The 12,768-nt window shown below is 75.5% G+C and carries 11 protein-coding genes; 6 read left to right on the top strand and 5 right to left on the bottom strand.

Annotated elements, in window-relative coordinates; translation table 11 throughout:
• The first annotated feature begins 30 nt into the window (after nt 1–30).
• Nucleotides 31–282, top strand: a complete 252-nt coding sequence (locus tag BMZ16_RS19310; RefSeq protein ID WP_177199687.1) for an acyltransferase family protein — start codon at nt 31–33, stop codon at nt 280–282.
• Between the two features lie 320 nt (nt 283–602).
• On the opposite strand, the gene BMZ16_RS12410 is transcribed toward BMZ16_RS19310, so the two are convergent.
• The 3 genes from BMZ16_RS12410 to gmd are packed head-to-tail and all read right to left on the bottom strand — an operon-like array spanning nt 603 to nt 3,332.
• Nucleotides 603–1,052, bottom strand: coding sequence for an FAD synthase family protein (locus tag BMZ16_RS12410; RefSeq protein WP_089801128.1), 450 nt, complete (start codon nt 1,050–1,052; stop codon nt 603–605).
• Between the two features lie 14 nt (nt 1,053–1,066).
• Nucleotides 1,067–2,347, bottom strand: coding sequence for a glycosyltransferase family 4 protein (locus BMZ16_RS12405; protein WP_089800842.1), 1,281 nt, complete (start codon nt 2,345–2,347; stop codon nt 1,067–1,069).
• Nucleotide 2,348: 1 nt separating this feature from the next.
• Nucleotides 2,349–3,332: a GDP-mannose 4,6-dehydratase gene (gene gmd / locus BMZ16_RS12400; RefSeq protein ID WP_089800840.1), complete on the bottom strand. Its 984-nt coding sequence runs from the start codon at nt 3,330–3,332 to the stop codon at nt 2,349–2,351.
• Between the two features lie 147 nt (nt 3,333–3,479).
• On the opposite strand from gmd, the gene BMZ16_RS12395 reads away from it, so the two are divergent.
• The 3 genes from BMZ16_RS12395 to BMZ16_RS12385 are packed head-to-tail and all read left to right on the top strand — an operon-like array spanning nt 3,480 to nt 6,142.
• Nucleotides 3,480–4,448 carry a GDP-L-fucose synthase family protein gene (locus BMZ16_RS12395; RefSeq protein ID WP_089800839.1) on the top strand — a complete coding sequence of 323 codons (969 nt, stop codon included), beginning with the start codon at nt 3,480–3,482 and terminating at the stop codon, nt 4,446–4,448.
• On the top strand, nt 4,445–5,002 hold the full coding sequence (locus BMZ16_RS12390) for an LbetaH domain-containing protein (RefSeq protein ID WP_089800837.1): 558 nt from the start codon (nt 4,445–4,447) through the stop codon (nt 5,000–5,002). Before BMZ16_RS12395 ends, BMZ16_RS12390 begins: the two co-directional genes overlap by 4 nt.
• A gap of 3 nt (nt 5,003–5,005) precedes the next feature.
• Complete coding sequence (locus tag BMZ16_RS12385; protein WP_089800835.1) at nt 5,006–6,142, top strand: glycosyltransferase; 1,137 nt, start codon at nt 5,006–5,008, stop codon at nt 6,140–6,142.
• Here the strand turns inward: BMZ16_RS12385 and BMZ16_RS12380 are convergent.
• On the bottom strand, nt 6,097–7,617 hold the full coding sequence (locus BMZ16_RS12380) for a hypothetical protein (protein WP_089800833.1): 1,521 nt from the start codon (nt 7,615–7,617) through the stop codon (nt 6,097–6,099). The two genes, BMZ16_RS12385 and BMZ16_RS12380, sit on opposite strands and share 46 nt — an antisense overlap.
• 283 nt (nt 7,618–7,900) lie before the next feature.
• Between BMZ16_RS12380 and BMZ16_RS12375 the strand changes: the two genes are divergently transcribed.
• A complete protein-coding gene (locus BMZ16_RS12375) occupies nt 7,901–9,667 on the top strand; it encodes a tyrosine-protein kinase domain-containing protein (RefSeq protein ID WP_177199686.1) in 1,767 nt (588 codons plus the stop codon).
• A 4-nt stretch (nt 9,668–9,671) separates the two neighbouring features.
• On the top strand, nt 9,672–11,867 hold the full coding sequence (locus BMZ16_RS12370; protein ID WP_089800829.1) for an acyltransferase family protein: 2,196 nt from the start codon (nt 9,672–9,674) through the stop codon (nt 11,865–11,867).
• Between the two features lie 209 nt (nt 11,868–12,076).
• Here BMZ16_RS12370 and BMZ16_RS12365 read toward each other — a convergent pair whose 3' ends face one another.
• Nucleotides 12,077–12,721, bottom strand: coding sequence for a hypothetical protein (locus BMZ16_RS12365; RefSeq protein WP_089800827.1), 645 nt, complete (start codon nt 12,719–12,721; stop codon nt 12,077–12,079).
• Nucleotides 12,722–12,768: the final 47 nt, after the last annotated feature.

The raw sequence follows: 12,768 nt of genomic DNA, 5'->3' as shown, positions 1-12,768 counted from the left end.
CCCGTTTCGTCCCGGATCGAGGTGGCACGCATGCGGTTCGAGGGTGTGCAGGCCCTGCGGTTCGTCGCGGCGCTCCTCGTCCTGGTCACCCACGCGTCGTTCTACGCCTCGGAGCGCCTCGACCCGTCCGTGGGCACCTGGTGGTTCGGCGCCGTCGGCGTGGACGCCTTCTTCGTCATCTCGGGCTTCGTCATGGTCGTGAGCACCCCGGGGCTGTCGCGCGACGGCGACGGCGCCCTGCGGTTCGGCTACCGCCGCGTGATCCGGATCGCACCCATGTGATGCTGTTCTCCCTGCTCTTCACGCTCGGCCTGGCGCGGACGGGGCGCCGCGCCGGCGCCGGGCCGGTGCGTGGCCGGTGGCAGCCGGTGGCACAGCCCCGCGGGACGCCACCGGGCACGCCCGCCGACAGGTGATCCGCTGCAGGTGTCATGGTCCCCCCGGTCCGACACGCGTGCGACTGCCATCGACGCTAACGCGATCGGCGGGCGCTTTGGATCCTTCTGCCCGGTTTCACCCGTCCCGGGGCGGGTGAGACGTCGGGGGACACAGGCAGCAGCCGACCACCGCCCGGCGGGCGGTGGTCGGCCGGGGCACTCGGGTCAGGAGACCCCGGTCGCGCGGGCGCGGGAGGTCGGCGCCTCGAGCTGGGCGAGCGCCGCGCGCAGGATCGTGCTCGACGTGTGGACCGTGTACGGGAAGTACACGACCTCGACGCCCACCTCGGCGAACCGACGCTCCAGCTCGTCACCCTTGGGGGTGCCACGCCAGTCGTCACCCTTGAAGAACACGTCGAACCGCAGCTCGCGCCAGGTGTCGAGCTTGTCGAGGAGCACCTCGTGGTGCACCCGGTCGACGTACGAGATGTGCGCGACGATCTCCGCGCGCTCCGCCAGCGGCACGACGGGACGCCGGCCCTTGGTGATCTCGAGGACCTCGTCGGCGACCACGCCGGCGATGAGGTGGTCGCAGTGCGCCCTCGCGTGCCGCAGCACGTTGAGGTGCCCCACGTGGAAGAGGTCGAACGCCCCGGCCGCGTAGCCGATCCGCATGAGCCGCTCCTTCGTCACACCACGACCGCGGTCGTGGCGGGTCGGGTCCGTACGGTGCCGAGCAGGTCGAGGTACCGCCGGGCGGCGGCCTCCTCGCCGTAGACGTCCTCGCCGTGCCGGCGCGCGGCGGCGGCGAGGCGGTCGCGCAGCGCGCGGTCGGCCCGCAGCTCGAGGACCGCGTCGAGCAGCCGGCCCGGGTCCCCCGGCGGGACGACGAGGGCGGCCCCGGCGGCGCTGAGCGTGCGCCCGGAGATGCCCTCGGCCTCGACCCCCGCGAGCACCGGACGGTGCGCGGCGGTGTAGCTCGTCAGCTTGCTGGGCAGGCACATCTCGCGCACACCCGGGCGCTCGTGCAGCAGCAGCACGTCGGCCGCCGCGAGGACGAGGGGGTAGTGCACGTCGTCGACGGGGTCCACCACACGCACCGCCGCGACCCCACGGGCACGGGCGACCAGGTCGTCACGGCTGTTGCCCGCGCCGACGAGGACGATCTCGACCCCCACGACCCCGCGGTCGGCCGCGACGCGCGCGGCGTCCACGACGTGCTCGAGCCCCTGCTTCATGCCCATGTTGCCGGTGTGGACGACGCGGAACACGGCCGGGTCCCACCCGAGGGCCGCGCACGCCTCGTCGCGGGTCGCCGACGACGGGCGCACGTGCGTGAAGTTGCCGACGTCGAGCACACGCTCCGCCGGGACGCCCGCCTCGGCGAGCGACTCGCGGAACTGCGGCGTGATCACCCCGACGGTCGTGCAGCGTCGCAGCAGGCCGACCTCGCCGGCGCCGATGAGGCCCGCGGCGAGGCCGCCGGCGGCACCGGACTCACGCGCGCCCCGCCCGGTGAGGTCCTGGACGACGGCGGCGACGGGGCGCCCGCGCGCACCGAGCACGGCCGCGGCCAGCCCCGACAGCGACGGCGTCACGGCGACGACCGCGCCCGCACGGCTGCGCCGGACCAGCGGCAGCGCGCGCCGCAGGAACGACGACTCCATGCGCGCCCGACCGGCGAGGTCGACGCGCGCGGGCACGTGGTGGCGCACGCGGTGCAGCCGCACGTCCCCGTCCCGCTCGCGCCAGGAGCTCCCCTCGAGGTACCGCGGGTCGTCCACCCGCCAGGCGGGGTAGTGCGGCACGCCCGTGACGACCTCGACGCGCACGCCGGCGGCCGCCCACGCGCGCGCCATGGCCGTGGTGTACGGCGCGATCCCGGTCGTCTCCGGGGCGTAGTTGATCCCGACGAGGCAGACGTCCGCCGCGGTGTCGGTCCCGGCCGCGGCCCCCGGGTCCGGTGCCACGTCAGTCGCCCGTCAGCCGACGAACCTCGGCCTCGGTCATGATCCGCGCGAGCTCGGGCGTGTGGACCTCGGCGGCCCACCCGAGCTCGGTGGCCGCCTTGGAGGCGTCGCCGATGAGGGCGTCGACCTCGGTGGGGCGCAGGTAGCGCGGGTCGAACTCCACGTGCTCCTGCCAGTCGAGCCCCACGTGCTCGAAGCAGAAGCCGAGGAAGTCGCGCACCGTGTACGGCGCACCGGTGGCGAGCACGTAGTCGGACGGCTCGTCGGCCTGCAGCATCCGCCACATGCCCTCGACGTACTCCTTGGCGTAGCCCCAGTCGCGGACGGCGTCGAGGTTGCCGAGGTAGAGACGGTCCTGCTTGCCGGCGGCGATCCGCGCGGCCGCGACCGAGATCTTGCGGGTCACGAACGTCTCGCCACGGCGCGGCGACTCGTGGTTGAAGAGGATCCCGTTGACGGCGAACATCCCGTACGCCTCACGGTAGTTGCGCGTCATCCAGTACGCGTAGACCTTGGCCGCGCCGTACGGCGAGCGGGGCCAGAACGGCGTCGTCTCGCTCTGCGGCGGGGGCGTCGCCCCGAACATCTCCGAGCTCGACGCCTGGTAGTACCGGGTCTGCAGCCCGGTCGACCGGATCGCCTCGAGCAGGCGCGTGGCGCCCATGCCCGTGGTCTGGCCGGTGAACTCGGGCTCGTCGAAGCTGACGCGCACGTGCGACTGCGCCGCGAGGTTGTAGACCTCGTCCGGGCCGATCCGCTCCAGGAGGGTCGACAGGCGCGACCCGTCCGTGAGGTCCGCGTAGTGCAGGAAGAGGCGGGCGCCGGGGTCGTGCGGGTCCTCGTAGAGGTGGTCGATCCGCTCGGTGTTGAAGGTCGACGCACGGCGCACGAGCCCGTGCACCTCGTAGCCCTTCTCGAGCAGCAGCTCGGCGAGATACGACCCGTCCTGCCCCGTGATCCCCGTGATGAGCGCCTTCTTGGACATCCGTACCCCTCCCGACGAACTAGCAGCGGCGCACACGTTAGCGTTAAATGTCGCGTTTGAGACGGTGCAGCGTGCTTTATCACCCTCTCGGCCCCTTTCACCCGATCCGCCGTTCCCGTGCGGCCCGTCCGTCCGTAGGGTGACGCCATGTCCGACTCGTCCCACGTGCCCCCGCTCGACCCGGCCTCCCGCGTGTACGTCGCGGGCCACCGAGGGCTCGCCGGCTCCGCCGTCTGGCGCGAGCTCGAGCGCCGGGGCTTCACCGACCTCGTCGGGGTGCCGTCCGCCCGCCTGGACCTGCGCGACCGGCCCGCGGTCGACCGGTTCTTCGACGAGGTGCGCCCGGCGGTCGTCATCGACGCCGCGGCCCGCGTCGGGGGGATCCTGGCCAACGCCACACAGCCCGCGGACTTCCTGTCGGACAACGTGCGGATCCAGGTGAACCTGCTGGACGCGGCCGTGCGCACGGGGGTCCAGCGCTTCCTGTTCCTGGGGTCCACCTGCATCTACCCCCGGCTGGCGCCGCAGCCCATCACCGAGGACGCGCTGCTCACGGGACCGCTGGAGGAGACCAACGACGCGTACGCGATCGCGAAGATCACGGGCGTGCTGCACGTGCAGGCGATCCGCCGGCAGTTCGGCCTGCCGTACGTCTCGGCGATGCCGACGAACCTCTACGGCCCGGGCGACAACTTCTCCCCCACCGGCTCGCACGTGCTGCCGGCGCTGCTGCGCCGGTTCCACGAGGCGGTCCGCGACGCCGTCCCCGAGGTGGTGTGCTGGGGCACCGGCGAGCCGCGCCGCGAGTTCCTGCACAGCGACGACTTCGCGTCGGCCGCGGTCTTCCTGCTCGAGCACTACGACGACCCGGCCCCGATCAACGTCGGCGTCGGGGAGGACCTGACGATCCGCGAGCTGGCCGAGACGGTCGCCGACGTGGTCGGGTTCCGCGGGTCCATCGTCTGGGACACCAGCAAGCCGGACGGCACACCGCGCAAGCTGCTGTCGGTCGACCGTCTCACCGGCCTGGGCTGGAAGGCCTCGATCCCCCTGCGCGAGGGCATCGAGCAGACGTACCGGTGGTTCCTCGAGCACGAGGGCGAGGTGCGCTCGTGACCGCGGGCGCCGCGCTGACGCGGCGCAGCCTGGCCGGGTTCACGGGCCGGGGCTACGACCGCGGCCGCCCGGTGGCGGTGCAGATCGCCTGGTTCGCCGTCAGCGGCCTGGTCGTCACGCGGTGGTGGTGCCCCGGCCGGGTGCGGGTCGCGCTGCTGCGGGCCTTCGGCGCGCGGATCGGGACGGGCACGAACATCCGCCACGGGGTCCGCGTCCACTGGCCCTGGAAGCTCACGGTCGGCGACCACAGCTGGATCGGCGAGGGCGCGCACCTGCTGAACCTCGAGCCCGTCGTCATCGGCTCCGACGTGTGCGTCTCGCAGGACGTGCTGCTGTGCACCGGCAGCCACGACCGCCGCTCGCCCACCTTCGAGTTCGACAACGCCCCCGTGGTCGTCGAGGACGGGGCCTGGGTCGCCGTGCGCGCCACCGTGCTGCGGGGCGTGACGATCGGGGCCGACGCCGTCGTCGGGGCGGCCGCCCTGGTCACGCGCGACGTCCCCGCGGGCGCCGTCGTGCTCGCGCCGCAGCCGCTCCCGCACGGCGGGGTGTGAGCCGTGCGCGTCCTCTCGGTGGTCACCCTCTTCACCCCCGACGGCGCCTACGGCGGGCCCACGCGGGTCGCGCTGAACCAGGCGGCCGCGCTGCGGGCGGCCGGTCACGACGTGCGGCTCGCCGGCGGGGCGCTCGGCTACGACCCGCTGCCGGACCGGGTCGACGACGTCGAGGTGGACCTGTTCCCCGTGCGGCGGCTGCTGCCCGGGACCGGCTTCGCGGGTCTGACCAGCCCCGGTCTGCGCCGCTGGGCGCGCAGGCTGCTGCCCGGGGTGGACGTCGTGCACGTCCACCTGGCGCGCGACCTGGTCACGCTGCCCGTGGCCCTCGACGCCCGGCGCGCGGGCGTCCCGTACGTCCTGCAGACGCACGGCATGATCGACCCCAGCGACCACCCGCTGGCCCGTCCGCTGGACGCGCTGGCCACACGCCGTGTCCTGCGGGACGCGGCGGCGGTGACGCACCTGACGACCGACGAGGCGGAGCGCCTCACGGCGGTCGCCGGCCCCGGTCTGCGCCTCGCCGAGCTGGTGAACGGCGTACCGGTGCAGCCGGCGCGGCCGACGCCCGACGGGCGGGAGGTGCTGTACCTGGCGCGCCTGGCCCCCCGCAAGCGACCCGCCCTGTTCGTGTCCGCCGCCCAGCGCCTGGCCGTCGCCCACCCCGACGTCCGCTTCACCCTGGTGGGCCCGGACGAGGGCGAGGGTGACGCCGTACGGGCGCTGCTCGCACGCGACGACGCGGACGGGCGCATCACGTGGGAGGGACCCCTGCCGCTCGACCGGACGGCGGCACGCGTAGCCCGGGCAGCGGTCTCGGTCCTGCCGAGCGTCGACGAGCCCTTCCCCATGTCCGTCATCGAGGCGATGTCGGCAGGGGTGCCCGTGGTCGTCACCGACACCTGCGGGCTCGCCGGCCGCATCCGGCGCGCGGGCGCGGGCGAGGTCGCGGGGCCCGACGAGCAGTCCCTGGTGGACGCCGTCGACCGGCTGCTGCGCGACGCCGGCGCCGCGCACGCCGCCGGCGAGGCCGGCCGCCGGCTGACCCGCGAGGAGCTGTCGATCGACGCCGTGCGGGACCGGCTGGAGTCCGTCTACGCCGACGCCGCAGCACGCGGTGCGGCGCGGGCCCGGACGTAGAGCACGCAGGCCACCGCGACGACGAACGTGCCCGTCGCCTGCAGCAGCGAGCCCCGCAGCAGGATCATCATGTAGATCGGGAAGACCCCGCCGACGACGGCCCACAGCTGCCCGCCACCGAGCAGCGCGGCCGACACCCGGTCGTCGAGCCGGCCGAGCAGGGCGCCCAGCAGCACGAACCCGACGATCAGGGCCACGACCCCGCCGTTGACCAGCAGCTCGGCCCACAGCGGTGCGGACAGGTTCTCGAACGAGTACCCGCGGTACTGCGCCAGCAGCACGCCGGTGTCGATCGGCTTGTCCGGCCACAGGGGCCGGGGCACCCAGAACAGCAGGACGCCCGTGGCCTGGCGCAGCGGCTGGGCCAGGCCGCTGTCCGCGTAGAGCAGCGCGTTGCCGATCTGCCAGAACGCGTCGTAGTCCGGGTTGGCGAGGTACTCCCCGAAGAACCCGTTCCGGCTGGTGTTGACGGCGTCCGAGCGGAACGCGTCGGCGACGGGGAACACGAACAGCAGCCCCACGACGACCGCCGCCATGAGCACCCGGCCCCGTGCCACGGTGGCCGCGGCACCCGCCATCACGGCCAGCGCGAAGACGACGGTCCCGAAGTCGTACCGCGCGGCGCTGATCGGGTTGACGACCGTCAGCAGCACCACCACCGCCAGGGCCAGGAGCGGGGCGTACCGCGTCGAGCGTGCACCCAGGGCCCGGGTCGCCCAGATCCGCAGGTAGACGCCCGCGGCGACGAGCAGCGGGTAGGAGCCGGCGGCGGACACGATCGAGCGCACGGCCACGTCCGGCATCCGCTCGCTGCGGATGTCGTACGCCGTGTAGCGACTCATGAAGAGGGTCGAGAACCCGACGCGGGTCACGAAGTAGGCGGCGGCGAGCACGCCCACGACCGTGAGCACCACGGCCCGGCGCGGGACGACGTCGAGCACCGGGCGGTCGGCGTCCCGACCACCCGGGGCCGCGCCGACGTCGGCCGCGTTCCCGCCGGCGGCCGCGCCGTCGGCCCGCCCGCGCAGCGCCGCACCCCAGGACGACCCGTGGCGTGCCACGGCCCGCCCGATCTCGTAGCAGGCCAGGCCGACCAGGACGACGGCGGCGATCCGCGCGTCGTCGACGGGATCGAGGCCCGGCGTGGTGGTCGACGGCTGGTCGGCGCGCATCTGCGCGGTCGGGGCCAGCCCCATGAAGATGTAGGCGAACAGCCAGAAGACGAAGTCGAAGAGCGCCGGGCGGCCGACGGCGATGCGGTGCGCCAGCCGAAGCCCCGCCCAGACCATCACCGCGAGGGTGAGCCGCCAGGCGCCGCTGCGCAGGTCGTCCGGCACCGCCTGGAGCAGCGCCAGGGGGACGACGCCGGCGAGGACGGCGGCCACCAGGACGAGGACGAGCCAGCGGACGGCCGCGGGACCGAGCCCCGCGAACCCCTCGGCCGCCGCGCGGTCCGTGCCGGCCGGGGCGGTCACGGGCAGGCGGCGACGGCGCCGCCGGGACGGGCAGCGCCGGAGGCTGCGGGGCCGGGCGTGTGCATGCAGCGAGGCTACGGACGGGGCAAGGGGTTGCCCACCCTCGGCACCCCGGCGGACGGGTGAAAAGCGCCGCAAAAGGGGACAGACGGGTGCTGATAGGGTGAAAACTGCCACTGTCGGGCCCGGCAGGCCCGGATGTCGGTTCTCATGAGAACTCCGGAGCGCCGTGCTCCGGACCTGCTCCCCGACCCGGGGCGCGTCGACACAGAAGGAGATGCCGGTGCGCGACTACGTGGCGATGGCACGTGCTCACTGGCTCGGGCTGTCCGCCTTCGCCGTCGTCGGGGTGCTGCTCGCCGCGCTGGCCTCCCTGCTCACGACGCCCCAGTACACGGCGCGCGCCGAGATGGTGGTCGTGGCCGACACCGGCAGCGCGACGGACCTGGTCCAGGGGTCGGAGTACACGCAGAAGCAGGTGCGCACCTTCAGCGCGCTGGCCACCCGCCAGGTCGTCGTGCAGCCGGCCATGGCGGAGCTCGGCCTGACCGGGAGCACCGGGGCCGTCGTGGAGCGGCTGTCCGCCACGAGCGTGCTCGGCACCAACGTCATCTCGGTGACGGCGACCGACCCCTCGCCGCAGGCCGCGGCGGACCTGGCCAACGCGGTGGCCAAGCACCTCACCGCGGCGGTCGGCGACATCGTGCCGTCGCTGCCCAACGGCTCCAAGAGCGTGCGGCTGGAGCCGATCACGACCGCGACGCCCCCCGCGCAGCCCACGTCGCCGCGCGTCGTCCTGTGGATCCTGCTGGGGGCGATCGGCGGTCTCGCGCTGGGCGCGACGCTCATCACGCTGCGCCAGCTCGTCGACACCAAGGTCCGCGACGAGGCGACCGCCCTCGGGCTCGTGGGGGCGCCGCTGCTCGCTGCGGTCACCGCCCACCGGGGGCGCGCCCGGGTCCCGGCGCCCGCGGACTCGCCGCAGGCCGAGGAGTACCGCCAGCTGCGGACCAGCGTCGCGGCGCTCGCGGCGGGCGGACGCCGGCTCGTGGCCGTCACCTCCGCCGTCCCGGGCGAGGGCACCACGGCCACGGCCGTGAACCTCGCGGCGGTGCTCGCGGCGGCGGGCGACCGCGTCTGCCTCGTCGAGGCGAACCTGCGCCGACCCCGGCTCGCGGACCAGCTGGGGCTCGGGCAGCGGGACGGCCTCACCTCCGTGCTGACCGGGCGCGTCCCGCTCGACGACGTGATCGCGGCGCAGGGGCCGGGCCTGCCGGACGTCCTGACGTCGGGGCCGCTCACCGCCCACCCCAGCGAGCTGCTCGCCACCGGGCGGATGCGGGAGCTGCTCGACGAGCTGACGCAGCGCTACGACCACGTCGTGCTCGACTGCCCGCCGGTGCTGCCGGTCACCGACGCGGTCGTCGTGGGGCGGATGTGCCACGGTGTCGTGCTCGTCGTCGGCGCCGGCACCGTCCGTCGCCACGAGGTCAGGGCCGCCGCCACGACCCTGGCCGCCGGGGGTGTGCCGGTCGTCGGCCTCGTCGCCAACCGTGTGCCGCGCACCGCCTGGTCGCGGTACGGCGACGCCCTGCCGGCCCCGGAGACGCCGGTCGCACCGGCTGCGGCACCGGGTGCGGCGACGACCGCCGAGCCCGCCGGCGGTGCGGCCGCCGACGCACCGGGTGGCCAGGGCGAGGCTCCCCGCACCCTGGGCGGCGCGGCACGTGCCGCGGACGTCGCACGCCACGTCGAGCGGACCCCGCAGCCCGCCGACGCGCCGCCGCCGCGTGACGACGCCCCGGCAGCCCCGCCCGCGGCCCCCGCGCCGGGCGAGTCCGGTCGGGCGACCCCGGAGCCCTCGGACGACACCCCGCTCACCGCCGCCGACGCCGGCCCCGACCTCGACACCGCGCGCGAGGGCCGGGTCGGCGACGGGCACACCGTCGACGCACCGCGTCCGGTGGCACAGGTCCCCCACTCCCCCCCGGGGCCGAACGCCCCGCGGGAGGCCGTGCGGCACGACGACTCGAGCTTCGTGAGGGGCTGACGCCATGACCGCGCACGCGCCGACGGACCACCGCCTGGACATCGGTGGGCTGCGCGCGATCGCGGTCCTGCTCGTCCTGCTCGCCCACACCGTCGGCCTGCCGGCCGGCGGCTACCTGGGCGTCGACGTCTTCTTCGTGCTGTCGGGCTTCCTCATCACGGGGATCATGCTGCGCGAGCACGCCCGGACGGGGCGCATCAGCTTCGCCGAGTTCTACCGACGCCGGGCACGACGCATCCTGCCCGCCGCGGTGCTGGTCGTCGCCGCCACCGTCGGGGTCGCGCAGGTGCTCTTCCTGGCCAACCGCGCGCACGACGTGCGCGTCGACGCGCTGTGGTCGACGTTCTTCCTCGCGAACGTGCACTTCAGCGCGCAGGGCACCGACTACTTCGACGCGACGGGGGCCGTGAGCCCGTTCCAGCACTACTGGTCGCTCGGGGTCGAGGAGCAGTTCTACGTGGTCTGGCCCCTGCTCGTCGTCGGGGGCCTCGCCCTCGGACGACGTACGGGGTCCCGCCCCCTCCTGCCGTTGACCGTCATGGCCGCGCTCGTGACGGTGGGGACGTTCGCCTGGGCCGTGCACCGCACGGCGACCGCACCGACCGACGCGTACTTCTCGACCGCGACGAGGGCGTGGGAGCTCGGCGTCGGCACGTTGATCGCGGTGGGCGCCGGCTGGATCGGCAGCCGGCCCGGCCGGTGGTGGCGGCACGCGCTGGCCTGGGGTGGCCTGGCGGCGCTCGGTCTCGGGGCGTTCTGGCTGACGCCCGCGTCACCGGTCCCCGGCCCGGGTGCCGCACTGCCCGTCCTGGGCACCGCCGCCGTCGTCGTCGCGGGCACGGGGGCACGGGCGCCGCGGCTGCTCGGCATCCTGTCGAACCCCGTCGCCCAGTACGTCGGGCTCGTGTCGTTCTCGCTGTACCTGTGGCACTGGCCCGTCGTCGTGTTCCTCAACGCGGTCATGGCACCCGGCCGCACGGCCCAGCTGGTGGCGATCGTGGTCTCCGCGGCGCTGGCGGTGCTGTCGTACCACCTGGTCGAGGACCCGGTACGCCGCTCGACGTGGCTCGAGCCGCGCGTGCGCCGCGCCGCGGCGGGTCCACGGCCGGCGCTCGTCGCCCGACCCGCCGCCGTCGCCTGCGTGGCGAGCCTCACCGTCCTGGCCGGCGTCGCGTCGGGCTACGCCGTCCTGCGCACACCCGCACCCGCCGGGCCGCCGCCGGGGGCGGTCGCCGCGGCGCCCCTCGGAGCCGTGCCCGCGACCGGGGCCGAGCCGGTCGCGGCGGAGCCGACCGGTGCGGCGGCGGAGCTCGCCCAGCAGGTGACCGCGGCTGTCGGCGCCGCGCAGTGGCCCGACCTGTCACCGGCGATCGACAGCCTCGGCGAGGACGACCTGGCCGCCCCCTGGGCGACGGACGAGTGCCTGGACGTGCGGGACGACGACGACGTCGAGCGCTGCCGGTACGGTGCGGCCGACGGCGCGCAGGTGGCCGTGGTGCTGGGCGACTCCGTCGCCACGAGCTACGTGCCCGGCATCGCCGACGCGCTCGGTGCGGCCGGCTTCGCGGTCCAGCCCCTGACGCTGCAGGCGTGCCCGGCGGCGGACGTCGCCGTCGACGACTTCCAGGGCGAGCCCTGGGCGCCCTGCGGACCGCACCGCGAGTGGATGACGGCGAAGCTCGCGGAGCTCCGGCCGGCGCTCGTGGTGGTCGCCGCCGCGGAGGACTCCGTGGCCCGGCTCAGCTCGGGGGCGACCGGCGCCGCCGCGTACGACGAGTGGACCGCCGGGCTCACCCGCACGCTCACGACGCTCGAGGGCCTGGCTCCGGACGTCGTGGTGCTGGCACCCCCGCCCAGCGGTGAGCACCCCGCCACGTGCGCCACGGCGCGCTCCGGGCCCGGGGAGTGCCTGTCGGCGGTCCACGACACGTGGTGGCAGGTGCGCAGGGCCGACCAGGCCGCCGTCGAGGCCGCCGGCGGCGCCGCGGCGGGGATCCGCTACGTCGACAGCCTGCGCTGGTTCTGCACCGACCAGGGGTACTGCCCGGTGTTCGTCGGCAGCACCCCCGTGCGGGTCGACCCGAACCACCTCACCGACGCCTACTCGCACGCCCTGGCCCCAGTCCTGCGCGACGCGCTCCTGCCGCCGGCGGACGGTGCCCCGGCGGACGAGCAGGCCGTGACCGCCGGCGACGCCTGACGCGTCGCCGGATCGCCACCGCGGGCCGCGGCGTGTTGCCCGGGCCGCGGGGCGTTGCCCGGGCCGCAGGGCGATGCACGACCCGCAAGGGCCGATGCCCGACCCGCGACGTGCAGGGCGGCGCTCAGACCGCGCTACGGCCAGGGCCACCGGGCCGGCCGCGGGACCAGGGTCCGCGGGCCGACCACCGGCGAGGTGCTCGGCGCCGGTCAGCCCGCCACGGGGAGCCACAGGCCGCAGCCGGTGGCGGTCACGGCCGCGTCGGTGGCGCCGACGACGAGCGTGGCGACCTCCCCGGCCGTGGTGACGGCGCCCTGCGAGCTCGTGGCACCCGCGCCGTCGCGGACGCTCCACGTGCAGCCGGATCCCGCCGTGACGCTGCGGTACTCGCCCGGGGCGACCGTACCGGGGGTCGCGGCGGCGACCGTCGACTCCCCCTCCCCGATGCCCCCGCGTGCCCGGGCGAGGGGGCCCAGCAGGTCGGGGCACAGCAGCGGCACGGCCGTGTCGGCGAGGGTGAGCGGGCCGTCGAGCGCCGCCCGGAACTCGTCCTCGCTGACCTGCACGAGGTACGACACCCGCTCGCAGGTGTGCTGCCCGGCCTCGACCACCGACTCGGGGAAGACCTCCCCCGTGCTGTTCAGCGACACGTAGAGGTCGACCGCACCGGCGTCCGGGCTCGGCGCCGCCAGCGGCGTCACGGTCGGGGCGGGCCCCAGCGGCGTCGCGTCCTCGGTCGCGCCGGCGACCACCGGGTCGGCGGTCGACCCGGTGCCCGACGAGCAGCCGGCGGCGAGGCCCCCGGCGAGCAGACCGACCAGCAGCGGTGCGAGGAGACGGGGGCGGGCGGACATCAGGACTCCTCGGGACGTGCGGGTGGCGCGGTGGTGCGCCGGCGAGA

It is taken from the genome of Cellulomonas sp. KH9, from assembly GCF_900114185.1.
Lineage (GTDB): Bacteria > Actinomycetota > Actinomycetes > Actinomycetales > Cellulomonadaceae > Cellulomonas.
This window is presented reverse-complemented; position numbering and strand designations above follow the sequence as displayed.

Coding starts and splice junctions, on each gene's coding strand:
- BMZ16_RS19310 (WP_177199687.1), top strand. CDS start 31: ATGCGGTTCGAGGGTGTGCAGGCCCTGCGGTTCGTCGCGGCGCTCCTC.
- BMZ16_RS12410 (WP_089801128.1), bottom strand. CDS start 1,052: ATGCGGATCGGCTACGCGGCCGGGGCGTTCGACCTCTTCCACGTGGGG.
- gmd (WP_089800840.1), bottom strand. CDS start 3,332: ATGTCCAAGAAGGCGCTCATCACGGGGATCACGGGGCAGGACGGGTCG.
- BMZ16_RS12395 (WP_089800839.1), top strand. CDS start 3,480: ATGTCCGACTCGTCCCACGTGCCCCCGCTCGACCCGGCCTCCCGCGTG.
- BMZ16_RS12370 (WP_089800829.1), top strand. CDS start 9,672: ATGACCGCGCACGCGCCGACGGACCACCGCCTGGACATCGGTGGGCTG.
- BMZ16_RS12365 (WP_089800827.1), bottom strand. CDS start 12,721: ATGTCCGCCCGCCCCCGTCTCCTCGCACCGCTGCTGGTCGGTCTGCTC.